The following is a 15506-nucleotide window of genomic DNA, read 5'->3' as shown; positions in this document are numbered from 1 at the left end:
GTTTTCCCCAGTTATTTGTTCAGAGCAACTGTGAGTGATGATACATCATTTACTGCTACAGCACTTAAAGTATCAACAATACGTTTCGTTAACCCAGTGAGTACCTTACCTGGTCCGATTTCCACCAATTGTTCAACCCCAAGCTCTGCAATATATTCAACTGATTCTGTCCAACGCACTGGATTATACAACTGACGCACCAACGCGTCCCGCATCGCGTCAGCAGATTTTTCTACTTTTACATCGACGTTATTCACGACAGGAAATTGTGGCTGGTTAAACTCAACGTCTTGCAGTGCAGCCGCCAGTTGCTCAGCGGCAGGTTTCATCAGCGCACAGTGTGAAGGCACACTAACGGATAATGGCAATGCGCGTTTTGCCCCAGCGGCCTTACATGCAGCTCCCGCACGCTCTACAGCTTCTTTTTCACCTGCGATAACCACCTGCCCAGGAGAATTGAAATTAACTGGCGAAACAATCTGACCTTGCGCTGATTCCGCACATGCCTTTGCAATGGATTCATTATCTAAACCGATAATGGCATACATTGCTCCCAGCCCTTCTGGTACAGATTCCTGCATCAACTTCCCACGCAACTCAACAAGTTTAACGGCTTGCTGGAATTCAATCACACCAGCACAAACCAGCGCAGAGTATTCGCCAAGGCTATGACCTGCCATTATGGATGGTGTTTTACCACCTTTCTCCTGCCATACACGCCAAATCGCCACTGAAGCAGCCAGCAATGCAGGTTGAGTTTTCCAGGTTTTGTTCAGTTCTTCCACGGGTCCTTGTTGAACTAATGCCCATAAATCATATCCCAAAACCGCAGAAGCCTCTGCGAACGTTTGTTCAACCAGTGGAAACTCTGCGGCTAAATCTGCCAACATCCCCAGAGATTGAGAACCTTGACCGGGAAACACCATTGCAAAATCAGACATGTTTATTTTCCTGTTAAATTAAAAACGTACCAGCGCTGAGCCCCAGGTAAAGCCACCGCCAAATGCTTCAAGTAAAATAAGTTGGCCGCGTTGGATTCTTCCATCACGTACCGCTTCATCGAATGCAGTCGGAACAGATGCTGCCGAGGTGTTGCCATGACGATCCAAAGTCACAACCACCTTATCCATTGTCATATCTAATTTCTTGGCCGTTGCCGCAATGATACGCAAATTCGCCTGATGAGGTACTAGCCAATCAAGCTGGGAGTGAGGCAGATGGTTAGCTTCTAATGTTTCATCAACAATATTCGCTAATTCACGCACTGCAACTTTAAAGACTTCATTGCCAGCCATCGTCACATATTCTGGTGTATCACACTTCACTCGACTTTGATGAGGCAATGATAGCAATTCGCCATAACGGCCATCAGCATGAAGATGGGTGGATAGGATACCAGGTTCCTCTGAAGCCCCGACTACCATCGCTCCTGCGGCATCGCCGAAAAGAATCACTGTACTGCGATCTTTAGGATCGACAACTCTTGAAATAATGTCAGAACCGATCACCAGTGCATGTTTAGCTGCACCCGTTTTAACAAATTTATCTACAACGCTCAATGCGTAAGTAAAACCAGCACATGCCGCCGCAACGTCAAAAGCCGCAATGCCTTGAATGCCCAATAATTGCTGAATTTGGCAAGCCGCACTTGGAAAGGCGTGAGTTGAGCTTGTTGTGGCAACAACGATTAAGTCAATTTGTGCTTTATCGATGCCCGCCATTTCAATGGCCTTTTCAGCAGCCTTGAAGCCCAAAATTGCAACGTTTTCATCTTCAGCCGCAATACGGCGTTCACGAATGCCCGTGCGAGTGACAATCCACTCGTCAGACGTATCTACCATTTTTTCTAAATCTGCGTTTGTACGCACCTGCGCAGGCAAATAACTGCCCGTACCTAAGATCTTTGTATACATTTATGTTTATTCACTCTTGGGTAATACTGCATCCAGCCGGGCAGCAATTCTGTCTGGAACCTGCTTCTCTATAGCTTGAATGGCTTGATCAATAGCCGCTTTGAAAGCATGTTCATTGGCAGCACCGTGACTTTTTATGACGATGCCACGCAAACCTAATAACGTTGCTCCGTTATACTGGTCAGGGTTGAGATGGCCAAATCGTTTAGTTATCTGTCTTAACAACCATTTTTTAACTATCTTCATCTTGAAGAGTTTCATTAACCAAGATGATTGTTTCTGCTGACCATCCGGTGACTTTACCAGAGAAAGGATCACTCTGATCGCACCTTCCATCGTCTTTAGCGTAACATTACCTGCGAAGCCGTCACATACGAGTACGTCCGTTTTTCCCGTCAGTAACTCATTTCCTTCCACATATCCGATATAATTAATCGTTGGGATATTACGCAAGGTTATAGCGGCTTCGCGGATATTATCCAGCCCTTTGGATTCCTCTTCCCCAATATTGAGTAACGCAACACGCGGATTCGCCACACCAACAACATACTCTGCCATGACGGCACCCATAATCGCAAACTGAACCAACATGCGACTATTACAATTAATATTAGCGCCTAAATCTAATACAACTGTCTTCTGCTGTTTTAGATTAGGTATCACTGTCATCAAAGCAGGCCGCTCAATGCCTTCAATGGATTTCAGCATCAATTTAGCCAATCCCATCAAAGCACCTGTATTTCCCGCACTGACACAAGCCCGTGCTTTGCCTGATTTAACTAAGTCTAGTGCTATACGCATCGAAGTTCCGTGACTGGAACGGATGGCCTGAGATGGCCTTGCATCGTTGGAAACGACATGTTCCGCCGGAACAATTTGTAAACGGCTAAGCAGCTCGGCATTTTGATTTGCAAGCAAAGGAGAGATGGTTTCGGGATTGCCGACCAACAATAGCTTCAGTTGTGGATTAGATGCCAGTGCCTGCAATGCAGCAGGCACTGTAACGTGAGGACCAAAGTCCCCACCCATAGCATCTAACGCTAAGGTTAGATTAGCCAAGATATCAACTTGCTAATAGTTAGCTGAAATTACTTGTTGATTACCTTGCGGCCACGGTAGTAGCCATCAGCAGTCACGTGATGACGCAGGTGAGTTTCACCAGAAGTTTTGTCTACAGAGACAAGTGTTGCAGTCAGTGCGTCATGAGAACGACGCATACCACGCTTGGAACGAGTTGGTTTATTCTGTTGTACGGCCATTGACCTTACTCCTTAAGTACTTTTCTTTAAACTGGCTAATACGGCAAACGGGTTTGGTTTTTCTGCTTCAGGAGGCAGTGTACCAAACACCATATCCGCGTCGGACACTTCACAGTGTTCAGAATCATGTACCGGAACCACCGGCAGAGATAGAATTATTTCATCTTCAATCATTGCCAGCAAATCTATTTCGCCAAATTCGTTAACGTTTATTGGCTCATACTCTTCCGGTAATGCCTCAGCCTGTTCATCATTGACGACCGGGCTAAAACAATACGTTGTGTGAACATGATGACTGAAATTACTGCCACAACGCTGACAGGTAAGCGTAACATCCACTTCAGAATGCCCTTTTACAACTGCCAGACGCTGATTATCAATTTCAAATGATAATGAGCTATCTACATCACTATCCACACTGACCACGGACTCTGTAAGACGAGAAACCTGCCCAGCAGAATAACTACCATAGTAATCCAATCTTTTCTGGGCTGCTCGAAGTGCATCGATGGTCAGGGGTAATTTTACCTTTTGCATAAGGCGCGCATATTATCTTTGTAATGAGACATAGTCAAAGAAAAAGGCCACACATCTGCGCCTTTCCGTCAAATATTCGCTTATTAAGCGACGTATAGTTTAAAATGCCTACAAATATTTCTCTACGTATTTTATGGAAAAAAAGATGCTTCCGATTGTTTTATCGTCAACTTCCGAATATCGCCGCCTATTACTAGAAAAGTTAGGATTACCTTTTACCTGTGCTTCTCCCAATATTGATGAAAGTCCACTGGAAAATGAAAGTGCAAAACAATTAGTTATGCGGCTGTCACATGCAAAAGCCCGCGCATTACAGCAGGAGTACTCTAATCATCTAATTGTAGCGTCAGATCAAGTTTGTGTTTTAGATGATAAGATTACCGGCAAACCCCATAATTTTGAGAATGCTTTCTTACAATTGAAAAAAGCCAGTGGAAAATGTATCACTTTTTATACCGGCATTACCTTATTCAATAGCAAAACAGAGAGGGTTGATACTCGTTGTGAGCTATTCCATGTCTATTTCAGAGATCTGACAGAAACAGAAATTATTCATTATCTAAACAAAGAAAAGCCCTTCAATTGCGCTGGTAGTTTTAAAAGCGAAGGCTTAGGTATTACATTATTCGAAAAACTTGACGGCAAAGATCCAAACACACTTATCGGCTTACCACTAATCACTTTAACAGCGATGCTTATCCGTCAGGGGATAAACCCACTGACGGTATGTTCTCAATGATTATTATGCCGCAATTTTGTTAAACATTTTCGCAACCTATCGTCCATTGGGGCTTCGAAACGTAGTGTTTCTCCCGTGGATGGATGGGTAAACTTTAATGAGCTGGCATGCAAGAACAATCGGTTAAGCCCTGTTTCTGCAAGCTGGGCATCAAATGTTCTGTCACCATAACGATCATCAAACGCAATGGGATGACCAGTATGTAAAGTGTGCACGCGGATCTGGTGGGTTCGCCCCGTCACTGGGCTCGCTCGCACCAATGTCGCAAACGCATACCGTTCTTCAACTTTAAAACGTGTTTCAGACGGTTTGCCTTCTTTACTGACTTTGACCACCCTTTCCCCACTTTGCAGGGTGTTTTTCAATAAAGGGGCTTCTACTACTTTACAATGGGATTGCCATTGCCCACGCACTAGCGCCAAATAGTCTTTTTGCATCTGTTTCAAGCGCAATTGTTCATGCAGTGCGCGTAATGCAGAACGTTTTTTCGCAATCAACAAAATACCCGATGTATCGCGATCAAGCCGATGTACTAGTTCAAGAAAGCGTGCTTCAGGACGCAAAGCTCGTAACCCTTCTATTACACCAAAACTCAGACCACTGCCGCCATGTACTGCGGTTCCTGAAGGTTTATTTATGACTAAAATATGGTCATCTTCATACAAGATACACTCCGCCAGAATCGCAACTTTATCCAGCTTGATAGAGATAGCTGTTTCTTGTTTTTCTGCAACTCTGATCGGCGGTATTCTGATGACATCACCTGCTGTCAATTTATATTCAGGCTTGATTCTTCCTTTGTTAACTCGAACTTCACCTTTACGCAAGATCCGATAGATCAAGCTTTTAGGTACACCTTTTAAACGGGTCAGTAAAAAGTTATCAATTCGCTGACCGGCATATTCGTCATCAATCGTGACAAACTGTACAATTTGATTATCTGTTTTCATGGGCAAGATTCTAATAATCCAACCAACAGAGCGCCACTCATTTTTAACTATGTCTAAATAATATTCATTATTCCTATTTTATTGTTCCAAGTGACTTAGGATAAAGACTAAATATTAACAACTTATCACTATTTCCTAATAAAAAAACCGTAAAGCGATAAAGTCACCTTGCTATCACCCCAATAGCAATGGAATAATGCTTTCTGCCCACGGTTTACTAAACTATGAATGGCAAGATTGAAATTGTTTGTTATCTGTTTGATCGAGCAAAACGCAGCAATGGCATAAGACGTAATGTTCTATCAAATAATTTATGGGCTGCGGGTGGCAGCTTACTGGATTGGGCAAAATCTGTACCTATTTATTACAGCATCCCAATAAAGAGTACTGTATTCAAATGAAATTCGGACTCGCCGACAAATAGGCGCCTCTATACAGACGATAGCCGTGAGGCTGACGGTTTTGTAAAAGACACGAGGCCATCGGTCACTAGTAGCTCACCTCTTTTTTACTCGCAGCTCTATATTAATGTAAAAAATAATGAGTAAGTTTGAATGAAAAGAATGTTAATCAACGCAACCCAGCAGGAAGAGTTGCGTGTTGCCCTTGTTGATGGGCAACGTCTTTATGATTTGGATATTGAAAGCCCTGGACACGAGCAGAAAAAGGCAAATATTTATAAAGGTAAAATTACTCGAATTGAACCTAGCTTGGAAGCTGCTTTCGTTGATTACGGAGCGGAACGTCATGGTTTCCTCCCCATAAAAGAAATTGCTCGCGAATATTTCCCAAGTAATTATCACTCTCATGGTCGCCCTAATATTAAGGATATCCTTAAAGAAGGCCAGGAAGTCATCGTCCAGGTTGATAAAGAAGAACGAGGCAACAAAGGTGCCGCTTTAACAACCTTTATCAGTTTAGCAGGCAGCTACTTAGTTTTGATGCCAAATAACCCAAGGGCAGGCGGAATTTCTCGCCGTATTGAGGGTGATGACCGTATCGAATTAAAAGAAGCGCTTTCTTCTCTTGAGGTTCCAGAAGGCATGGGGCTTATCGTACGTACTGCTGGCGTTGGCAAATCTGCCGAATCTTTGCAGGGCGATTTAAACTTTCGCCTGAGACACTGGGAAGCCATTAAAAAAGCCGCAGACAGCCACCCAGCGCCCTTCCTGATCCATCAGGAAAGCAATGTTATCGTGCGCGCATTCCGTGATTATCTGCGCCCAGATATTGGGGAAATCTTGATCGACAACCCTAAAATCCTTGATTTGGCGCGTCAGCACATCACTGCACTGGGACGCCCAGATTTTGCCAGTAAAATCAAACTGTACAGTGGTGAAGTTCCCCTGTTCAGCCATTATCAAATAGAATCGCAAATCGAATCGGCCTTCCAGCGTGAAGTTCGGTTGCCTTCCGGCGGCTCTGTGGTCATTGATACGACTGAAGCTTTAACGGCTATCGATATCAACTCATCCCGTTCAACTCGCGGTGGTGATATTGAAGAAACAGCATTTAATACCAATCTGGAAGCGGCTGATGAAATTGCACGCCAATTGCGTCTGCGTGACCTCGGTGGTCTTATTGTTATCGATTTCATTGATATGACTCCAGTGCGTCATCAGCGCGAAGTTGAAAACCGGCTGCGTGATGCTGTGCGGCAAGATCGTGCTCGTATTCAAATCGGCCGAATTTCCCGTTTTGGCTTACTTGAGATGTCGCGCCAACGTTTAAGCCCATCTTTGGGTGAATCCAGCCACCATGTCTGCCCGCGTTGTAGCGGCACCGGAACTATTCGTGATAACGAATCACTGTCCCTGTCAATTCTGCGTTTAATCGAAGAAGAAGCGCTGAAAGAGAACACACATCAGGTTCATGCCATTGTTCCTGTACAGATCGCTTCCTACTTACTGAATGAAAAACGTCAGGCAGTCAGTGCCATTGAGCATCGTCAAGGTGGTGTTGGCGTTGTCATTGTTCCAAATGATCAAATGCAAACTCCACATTTCTCTGTCTTACGTGTACGTAAAGGCGAAGAAATTTCAGCTTTGAGCTATCTGCTTCCACAATTGCATGAAGCGGAAATGACAAATATTCAGGACGAGGTTCAGCATGAACGCAAACGTCCAGAGCAACCTGCCATTTCAACTTTTGATCTGCCAGCAGAAACAGCACCGGCAGCAGCAAAAGTAAAAACAAAAGAGAAAAAGGTCGTTACCAATAACCAGAAACAGACAGAAAAAGCTGGTTTGTTCAGCCGCTTCTTAAGTGCCCTGAAAAAGATGTTCAGCGGTGAAGAAGAGAAGCAAACCCAAGAAAAGGGCAAAAAATCGGCTGGCAATGATAATCGCCGCTCATCAGAACGTCGTAACCCACGCCGTCAGAATCAGCGTCGCGAAAGTGAAACACGCAATAACCGTGAACGTGATGAACAACGTAAGAGCCGTAATATCCAACAGAAAAATAATGTTCAGGATAGCACTGTGCTGGATAACGAAGCTCGTGAAGCACAGCAGCAGCAACGCCGTGAACAACGTGCTGAACGTCAACGTCGTCGTCAAGAAGAAAAACGGCAGCAACAACTGGAAGCTAAAGCTCAACAAACAATCAATCGACCTGACATTGTCGAAGAAGAAATTGAAGAGCGTCAGCCAGTCATGCCTCGCCGTCAACGCCGCCAGCTTGAGCAAAAGGTACGTATCACTGACGAACTGAAACAAGAAACCAACATTGTGGCCTTACCTGCTATGATGCCTGAACCTGTATCAGAAAACGTTCATAAAGAGGCAAAAGCGCCTGTACCAGCCGTTATTGATACTCATGTTGAGGCAGCTAACCAAGCTGAAATGCCACAACATGCAGATCCCCGACATGCTGCATCATCAGCCGCAGTTTCGGTTTCACAAGCGGTTAATTCACAAGCTATTAACTCACAAAACAATGAACAGCAAGACAACACAATGCCTCGTCGTTCCCGCCGTTCTCCACGCCACTTGCGTGTCAGCGGTCAACGTCGTCGTCGCTACCGTGATGAACGCAATCTGACCCAATCACCAGTACCATTGAACATGGCTGTTGTATCGCCAGAACTGGCATCAGGCAAAGTATGGGTTCGTTATCCTGTTACTCCTGTGACAATTAATGTACCTGAAATCCCCGCTTCTGTTGATGTAATTAGCGAAACGGTTGAAGAAAAGACACTACCTGTACAGCAGGAAAAAGCGATTCTGATGCCATCAGTCACAGAATCGGCGCCAACTACAACAGTGGCTCATGTCGAAACAGCAGAACTGAAAGTAGCAGAGCGACAAGACAACATCACTGAGAATAATGCGGAACCTGCTAGCGTGGAAGCTGCCATCAATCATGATGAGAAACATTGGTCAGAAATTTTAAGGGATGAAGAGTCACAGATTCTAATATCACCTGATTCTGAAAAAATGCCTCACACTGCGGCTCCCATCGTTATGACGTCGATTGTTGAACAGGAACATCATGAAGAACAGCCATCTGTCGCAACGGAAACATGCTCTAAGGCAGAGGAAGTTAAAACGGAAAAGGAAAAAGTTGTTGAGTCTTCGATTATCGTGGAAAAATATCATCATGCTTATTCCCCAATGACGAAGGCACCAGCACCAGATATGATGGCTAAGCCGGTGATTATTACTGAATGGCAACGCCCTGCTTTCCCATTCAAAGGCAAAGGCGGCGCAGGTGGACATTCCGCAACAAATATTGCAACTTCTGCTATGTCTAAACCACAGCCATTCGAATAATTGGATACTGTGATTTGAATCAAATGGCTCCCAATTCAGGGGAGCCATTTTTTTATATATAGAAAAATAACCACGCCATTAGGCGTGGTTAATACCTTTTAAACAACAAAACTTACTTAACTCCACCATCCATTGCCTTAAGTTTTTTGGATAACTCACGGCGTTCTTTAGATAGCTCGGCATTTTTGATGATATATTCATCAACGCGCTCTTCATAATCACTGCGCATATGGGCAATAATTCCTTGAATATCTTCAATCGACATTCCTGGTTTTATGTAGTCACTCAGGTTATCAAGCAGAAGTACACGTTTTTGGTTATCTCGGATCTTTTTCTCATTGTCTACAATTTCGCGCTGTAATTTGTTTTTGCGACGAAATATACGCACAAATTCCAGTACATTTTGGAATGTTGGTTTATTTGTGTTGTCCATTTTTTACACCTTTTTAATCAGACCGATATACACAATACAATTTCAAGTAGCGCATAGACAAGTCAGTTTCAACAATTTATTGATACAAACTCCCTTTCAGATACATTTCTGGCTCAAATTTCTTTTCCCATATATCCGGTGAACAACAACCGCCACGGCAACGGTAAGTTTGAGTTTGGATAGCCATACGAACTGTTTCGCTCAAATCTTATTATGGTTTACCATGTATAACCGTAAGTTAACGTCATCGAGAATGAGCGTCTTTGGTGTGCAGCCTAGCAAAGAGTTAGATAAATGTGATACCAATAGAAATAATAATTCATTGATTAATCGTAATTAAATTGGCGATAGCGGAGAATACACAACCTTGAATACCAATAAAGAAAACCAAAGTTTCTACTTTCATGATTATGAAACTTTCGGTAAACATCCGGCCTTAGATCGCCCAGCACAATTTGCAGGAGTTCGCACTGACAATGATTTCAATATTATTGAAGAGCCTTTAGTGGTGTATTGTGCTCCCGCTGACGATTATCTTCCCGATCCTGAAGCTGTCATGATCACAGGAATTACCCCCCAGTTGGCCTTGAAAAAAGGCGTTAATGAAGCCGAATTCGCCCGACAAATCCACGAGGCATTCAGCAAACCCAATACATGTATTCTTGGGTATAACAACATCCGTTTTGATGACGAAGTCAGCCGCAATATTTTCTATCGTAACTTTTACGATCCTTATGCCTATAGCTGGCAAAAAGGCAACTCTCGCTGGGATTTGCTCGATGTATTACGCGCCTGCTATGCATTGCGTCCAGAAGGTATTGTCTGGCCAGACAATGAGGAGGGGCTACCTAGCTTCAGATTAGAACACCTGACAAAAGCCAATGGAGTTGAGCATACTCATGCTCATGACGCTATGTCCGATGTTTATGCCACTATCGCAATGGCAAAGCTGGTAAAAAAAGCTCAACCTAAACTGTTTGATTACTTTTTCCAGTTAAGAAATAAACAGAAAGTCAGTCATCAAATTGATATCCCACAAATGAAACCTTTAGTGCATGTATCAGGCATGTTTGGGCGTCTGCGCAGCAATGTCAGCCTTGTTGCTCCCTTGGCGTGGCATCCGAGTAACCGTAATGCGGTTATCATGTGCGATTTGGCTGGCGATATCACTCCACTTTTGGAACTCAGCGTCAATGAATTACGCGAGCGCTTGTATACCCGACGGGATGAATTACAGCCAGATCAAAGCCCAGTGCCAATTAAACTCGTGCACATTAATAAATGCCCAATCCTTGCGCCAGAAAATACCTTGCGGCCAAAAGATGCAGAGCGAGTGGGATTAGATCGCAACCGATGTGCACAAAATCTGGCTATCTTGCGCAATAATCCGCAAATCAGAGAGAAAATTGTTGAACTATTTTCCCATCCAGAAGCATTTCCAGAATCTGATAATGTCGATACTAAACTATACAGCGATTTTTTCAGCGATGCCGATAAAACAGCAATGGAAATTATCAGGGAAACATCTCCCCAGAACTTGCCTGCCCTGGATTTAACGTTCCATGATGCACGCATTAAGCCGCTGTTATTCCGCTATCGGGCGAGAAATTATCCAGCAACCTTAGATGATGACGAACAACAACGCTGGTTACGTCATCGGCAGGATACATTAACACCGGAAAATATCAGTCAATACCTTGCAGCTATTGAAGCACTTTTTATTGAATATCAGTCCGATGAAGAAAAATGCCGCCAGTTAAAAGCATTGGTTGATTATGCAATCCAAATAGCCGGATAAGGCTTTTATATAAATTCTCTGTCCAATAAAAGAGAAGAAGACGAGCACCGATGTTTTGTCTTCTTCTCTTTTTACTCCGTAATCAAAGCAAACTAATCATGTGAATGGTCAGCAACTTGACAACCACATTCTCCCCCCCAATTTTTTAGCTTGGAGGTTTTCCCAATTCCCGGATTTAAGGTATTAGTGGGATCAATAAATTGATAGAAATGCTTAAGCTGGGGTTTAGCTTTATACAAGTGACCAACGTTATGTTCGGCAGGGTATTCAGCTCCGCGCTGATGCAAAATTTCCAGCATTTTTGTTTTCAATGCATGGATATCTGTGCCCTTTTTAACAATATAGTCCTGGTGGAATACATAGCACATAAAGTGCCCGTAATATAATTTATGAACTAATGCTTCATTGATGTCGGCTGGTAAGGTTTCAAGCCATTCACGATCATTACGCCGCAAGGCAATATCCAATGCCAAAATATCTTCCACTTCATCGCTATGAACAGCCTGGTAACGAATAGCTGCTCCGGCGGCTGCAAAACGGTGCAAAAATGCTTTCGCCCCTTCTTCTGGGGTACAAACAAAATACTCCCCATCAACCTGCCTAAAGTCATTTTCCAGCCATTCACTCGCCTCTTTTATACCTTCGCCTGACATTTTCAGCATTAAGTGATGTTCAAAACGATCTCGATATTCTTTCAGGCGCGCGGGTAAATGGGAGGGTAATAAACGACTCACTCCCTGCATAACACGATCTGTTAAATGTACCGGTAAAAATGGCACCTTACCTAATATGGCATCGATTCGTCCTTTCAAATTAAAAAACATTGGCATTTTATCTGTGCCTAATTTATCAATCATGACAAAAGTGTCTTTCCCATATATTTCTGCGATATCAAATATATCCCGATGCATATATTCCCCGGCAACTGGCAAATGCTGAAAATTCGATAGGATATGACGACGCAATTCGGTCAATACTTCGGGTTGATTCGTGCCGATATAAAAAACCTGCGAAGATGGTTCTGCCGGAAAAGTATCAAGTCGAACAGCAAAAACAACCAATTTACCCGCACAGCCAGAGGCTTCAAACAGTCTGCGTTCATCCGCATTGAATCGTGATGGTGTATCTGCCTCAACATCCCGTACACGCTGTGAATATTCATGATCAGATGCAACTCTGTCATTATGCTGAATATCTTCGGTTCGATAACGTTGTTCTTCCAGACAAGTCAAAATATCTTCAGGTTGATCACCCAACGATATTCCCAAGTGGTTAATCAATTCAGCTTCGCCTTTCTCATTAACACGGCCATAAAGCGCCATTTCAGTATAAGCTGGCCCACGCTGAACCAAAGAGCCCCCTGAGTTATTACATATTCCCCCAATAACGGATGCACCAATACAGGACGAACCAATCACTGAGTGTGGTTCACGTCCCAATGGTTTTAACACTTTTTCCAAATGCCACAACGTACTACCAGGGAACGCAATAACTTGGTTCGTTGATTGAAGAACCTGAATTTTATCCATTCGTAAGGTACTAATAATGATGATATCGCGGTCATAATCATTGCCACTCGGTGTTGACCCTTCCGTTAATCCAGTATTAGCAGCCTGCATCAAAATAATTTTGTCAGCTTCAACACAGGCTTTAAATACTTTCCACTGTTCTAATAATGAACCCGGAGATACAACTGCAAGAGCATCCCCTTGCCCAGAACGGAAGCCTTTGCGATAACGTTCCGTTTTTCGAGGTTCAGTGAGAATATGAGAAGATCCAACAATATTCGTGAGAGTGGTGATTAATCGCTGATTTTGGGAATTTCTAGCATCATTCATAATAGTTCTCTTACCTCACTCAGGCCAGACAAGCTTTTAATGAAAACAGGCATGGAAAGTTTTTTATTATATGATGCTTTTTGCCAAGATTTGTATAATTTACACTCTCCTTTGTTATTTCAAATAAAAAAACAGCACCTGACGATGCTGTTTTTTAGTAATAGCAGTAACCTAAGATGTTTTCTAATTATGATTCAGTAAACTGCGGCATGGGTTGACGAAAGCTACGAGTCAGGAAAAACATGTAAATAAGACCAATGCCTCCCCAGATCAAGCCTAACTCCATAGAATTTGATTCTAAATTCACCCATAAAACCCCCACGGTTGCAGCACCAAGAAGTGGCAAGATCAGGAAATTCAAGGTGTCTTTCAAGGTATTATTACGACGTTCACGAATATAGAATTGAGAAATCACTGATAAATTAACGAACGTAAAGGCAACCAACGCACCAAAATTGATTAGTGCCGTAGCCGTCACTAGCTCCAACCAACATGCTGACAAGGCGATTATGCCAACCAATACCACGTTGATTGCCGGAGTACGCCATTTAGGGTGAATATAGGCAAATATTTTTTCAGGCAGTACACCGTCACGTCCCATAACATAGAGCAAACGAGATACACCTGCATGTGCAGCCATACCTGAAGCCATTACCGTGACACTGGAGAATATGAGAATCACATATTGGAATAACGCACCAGCAACATAAAGAATAATTTCTGGCTGGGAAGCGTCTGGGTTTTTAAACCGAGAAATATCAGGGAAATAGAGCTGTAAGAAATAAGATACTGCAATAAAGATCATACCACCAATTAATGCAGTCAGGAAAATCGCTTTAGGGACAACTTTACCTGCATTTGGTGTTTCTTCCGACAAAGAGCTAATGCCATCAAACCCAAGAAATGAGAAGCAAAGTATTGTCGCGCCAGTAATCATCGGAATTAATTGTGCTTCCTCTGATGTAAATGGCTGAATACTCAGTAACGTTCCTGCACCTTCTCCATTATAAACACCACGGATCATTAGCCCAACAAGTATTACCATAACAGCAATCTGGACAATCACAACGATGCTATTGATATTAGCAACGACATTGATGCCACTCAGATTGATGATTGTCATAAGTACAGTCAGCATGACCACAAAGATCCATGGTTCAATACCAGGGAACAAAGCCTGTAGGTAAATCTTTGCCAATAACACATTGATCATCGGCATCAACATATAATCCAGTAAAGAAGACCAACCTACCATAAATCCAAGATGGGGGTTCATTGATTTTTGTACGTAGGTATAAGCAGAACCCGCCGATGGAAAACGCTTTATTAATTTTCCATAACTTAATGCTGTAAATAAAATTGCGGTCAATGCAATAGCATAAGAGGTCGCAACATGCCCACCGGTCAAACCAGAAACAATTCCAAATGTATCAAAAATAGTCATTGGCTGCAGATAGGCAAGCCCCATCATGACTACCTGGAACAAAGTCAATGTTCTTCTCAGTTGAACGCGGTTGTCAGAACTGGCTTGATTAATACCAAGTGCAGTAGGGGTGGTGGTATTATGCAACATGAGCAAAACCTCCCATAACTTCGATCTGGGTACTGATACAACTACTTAATCGATAGTTACTGGGCAGACTTCGCATCTGTCTATAAACAGAAAAGAAAGAAGAATTGGAAAATGGTGAATTGACAGAAGAGCGTGCTCCATAGTCATCGTTGCAGCAACGAGCGCCGATTGGCACAAGTGCAAAAGAGAATAATTGCTCCATATTTGCATTCCTCAGTACAGCAACCCTGTTTCAATAATGGTTGCTTGTGGTCAATATCGATCCGGAACAGAATCCGGCCTCTTGGTGTTGTAAAAAATAATTCAAAGCAAAAAAAATAACTGGTGCATATTTACGCACCAGTTATTTTTAGTGCACGCATTTTGCACTTCAAGACCAGAAATAGCAAGCGTGATAACACTAAAAATTCATTATTTTTTACGACACTACAGAGCCTTATGATGCAGGCTCTTACTGAGTTAGTGCTGAAACTAATGCCATCATATCCGTTGATTGGCTTTTGACAAGTTTTTAGCACAGAGGAAAACTATTTACCATTTAATTATGATTTTTTGCTAGGGTCTGTTGATGTTTTAAGGTCATAATTCATTCAACCCACATGGGCAACCAGACAATGATAAACGCCAGAGCCAACATACTGGCGTAATTCCGTTCAAGCTTATCGTATCTTGTTGCTATTGCACGAAAATGTT

12 protein-coding genes and 1 pseudogene are annotated in these 15506 nt (G+C 43.0%); 3 read left to right on the top strand and 10 right to left on the bottom strand.

Annotated elements, in window-relative coordinates:
• Window positions 1-11 precede the first annotated feature (11 nt).
• Genes fabD through yceD form a run of 5 tightly spaced genes read right to left on the bottom strand, consistent with a single transcriptional unit; the run spans window position 12 to window position 3709 of the window.
• On the bottom strand, window positions 12-941 hold the full coding sequence (gene fabD, locus Xedl_RS00555; RefSeq protein WP_074022125.1) for an ACP S-malonyltransferase: 930 nt from the start codon (window positions 939-941) through the stop codon (window positions 12-14).
• Window positions 942-959: 18 nt separating this feature from the next.
• The gene (locus tag Xedl_RS00550) at window positions 960-1913 is read right to left on the bottom strand and encodes a beta-ketoacyl-ACP synthase III (protein WP_074022124.1); all 954 of its coding nucleotides are present in this window, start codon (window positions 1911-1913) and stop codon (window positions 960-962) included.
• Window positions 1914-1919: 6 nt separating this feature from the next.
• Entirely contained in the window at window positions 1920-2972 is a 1053-nt protein-coding gene (gene plsX, locus Xedl_RS00545; protein ID WP_074022123.1) for a phosphate acyltransferase PlsX, read from the bottom strand.
• Between the two features lie 29 nt (window positions 2973-3001).
• Window positions 3002-3172, bottom strand: a complete 171-nt coding sequence (gene rpmF / locus Xedl_RS00540; RefSeq protein WP_004253223.1) for a 50S ribosomal protein L32 — start codon at window positions 3170-3172, stop codon at window positions 3002-3004.
• A gap of 12 nt (window positions 3173-3184) precedes the next feature.
• Window positions 3185-3709 carry a 23S rRNA accumulation protein YceD gene (gene yceD, locus Xedl_RS00535; RefSeq protein WP_074022122.1) on the bottom strand — a complete coding sequence of 175 codons (525 nt, stop codon included), beginning with the start codon at window positions 3707-3709 and terminating at the stop codon, window positions 3185-3187.
• 145 nt (window positions 3710-3854) lie between these two features.
• Between yceD and Xedl_RS00530 the strand changes: the two genes are divergently transcribed.
• Window positions 3855-4448, top strand: coding sequence for a Maf family protein (locus Xedl_RS00530; RefSeq protein WP_074022121.1), 594 nt, complete (start codon window positions 3855-3857; stop codon window positions 4446-4448).
• On the opposite strand, the gene rluC is transcribed toward Xedl_RS00530, so the two are convergent.
• Window positions 4442-5398 carry a 23S rRNA pseudouridine(955/2504/2580) synthase RluC gene (rluC, locus tag Xedl_RS00525; RefSeq protein WP_074022120.1) on the bottom strand — a complete coding sequence of 319 codons (957 nt, stop codon included), beginning with the start codon at window positions 5396-5398 and terminating at the stop codon, window positions 4442-4444. The genes Xedl_RS00530 and rluC overlap by 7 nt on opposite strands.
• A gap of 554 nt (window positions 5399-5952) precedes the next feature.
• Here rluC and rne point away from each other — a divergent pair.
• Window positions 5953-9171 (top strand): ribonuclease E, encoded by a 3219-nt coding sequence (gene rne, locus Xedl_RS00520; protein ID WP_074022119.1) that lies wholly within the window; start codon window positions 5953-5955, stop codon window positions 9169-9171.
• 112 nt (window positions 9172-9283) lie between these two features.
• On the opposite strand, the gene tmaR is transcribed toward rne, so the two are convergent.
• Window positions 9284-9604, bottom strand: a complete 321-nt coding sequence (gene tmaR / locus Xedl_RS00515) for a PTS system regulator TmaR (protein WP_074018717.1) — start codon at window positions 9602-9604, stop codon at window positions 9284-9286.
• 367 nt (window positions 9605-9971) lie between these two features.
• Between tmaR and sbcB the strand changes: the two genes are divergently transcribed.
• A complete protein-coding gene (sbcB, locus tag Xedl_RS00510; protein ID WP_074022118.1) occupies window positions 9972-11402 on the top strand; it encodes an exodeoxyribonuclease I in 1431 nt (476 codons plus the stop codon).
• A gap of 92 nt (window positions 11403-11494) precedes the next feature.
• Here sbcB and dld read toward each other — a convergent pair whose 3' ends face one another.
• The 3 genes and pseudogenes from dld to Xedl_RS23880 form a co-directional block, all read right to left on the bottom strand.
• Entirely contained in the window at window positions 11495-13240 is a 1746-nt protein-coding gene (dld, locus tag Xedl_RS00505) for a D-lactate dehydrogenase (RefSeq protein WP_074022117.1), read from the bottom strand.
• Between the two features lie 187 nt (window positions 13241-13427).
• The gene (locus tag Xedl_RS00500) at window positions 13428-14813 is read right to left on the bottom strand and encodes an APC family permease (protein ID WP_074022116.1); all 1386 of its coding nucleotides are present in this window, start codon (window positions 14811-14813) and stop codon (window positions 13428-13430) included.
• A gap of 586 nt (window positions 14814-15399) precedes the next feature.
• Window positions 15400-15506, bottom strand: a pseudogene (locus Xedl_RS23880) (IS5/IS1182 family transposase); the annotation flags it as partial.

The organism is Xenorhabdus eapokensis, from assembly GCF_001908105.1.
Note: the sequence above shows the minus strand (reverse complement) of the source record. Positions and strands in the feature narration are given on the sequence as shown.

What these genes read in the sequence shown, in the direction of transcription:
- fabD (WP_074022125.1), bottom strand. Translation starts at nt 941, where the DNA reads ATGTCTGATTTTGCAATGGTGTTTCCCGGTCAAGGTTCTCAATCTCTG.
- Xedl_RS00550 (WP_074022124.1), bottom strand. Translation starts at nt 1,913, where the DNA reads ATGTATACAAAGATCTTAGGTACGGGCAGTTATTTGCCTGCGCAGGTG.
- rpmF (WP_004253223.1), bottom strand. Translation starts at nt 3,172, where the DNA reads ATGGCCGTACAACAGAATAAACCAACTCGTTCCAAGCGTGGTATGCGT.
- yceD (WP_074022122.1), bottom strand. Translation starts at nt 3,709, where the DNA reads ATGCAAAAGGTAAAATTACCCCTGACCATCGATGCACTTCGAGCAGCC.
- Xedl_RS00530 (WP_074022121.1), top strand. Translation starts at nt 3,855, where the DNA reads ATGCTTCCGATTGTTTTATCGTCAACTTCCGAATATCGCCGCCTATTA.
- rluC (WP_074022120.1), bottom strand. Translation starts at nt 5,398, where the DNA reads ATGAAAACAGATAATCAAATTGTACAGTTTGTCACGATTGATGACGAA.
- rne (WP_074022119.1), top strand. Translation starts at nt 5,953, where the DNA reads ATGAAAAGAATGTTAATCAACGCAACCCAGCAGGAAGAGTTGCGTGTT.
- tmaR (WP_074018717.1), bottom strand. Translation starts at nt 9,604, where the DNA reads ATGGACAACACAAATAAACCAACATTCCAAAATGTACTGGAATTTGTG.
- dld (WP_074022117.1), bottom strand. Translation starts at nt 13,240, where the DNA reads ATGAATGATGCTAGAAATTCCCAAAATCAGCGATTAATCACCACTCTC.
- Xedl_RS00500 (WP_074022116.1), bottom strand. Translation starts at nt 14,813, where the DNA reads ATGTTGCATAATACCACCACCCCTACTGCACTTGGTATTAATCAAGCC.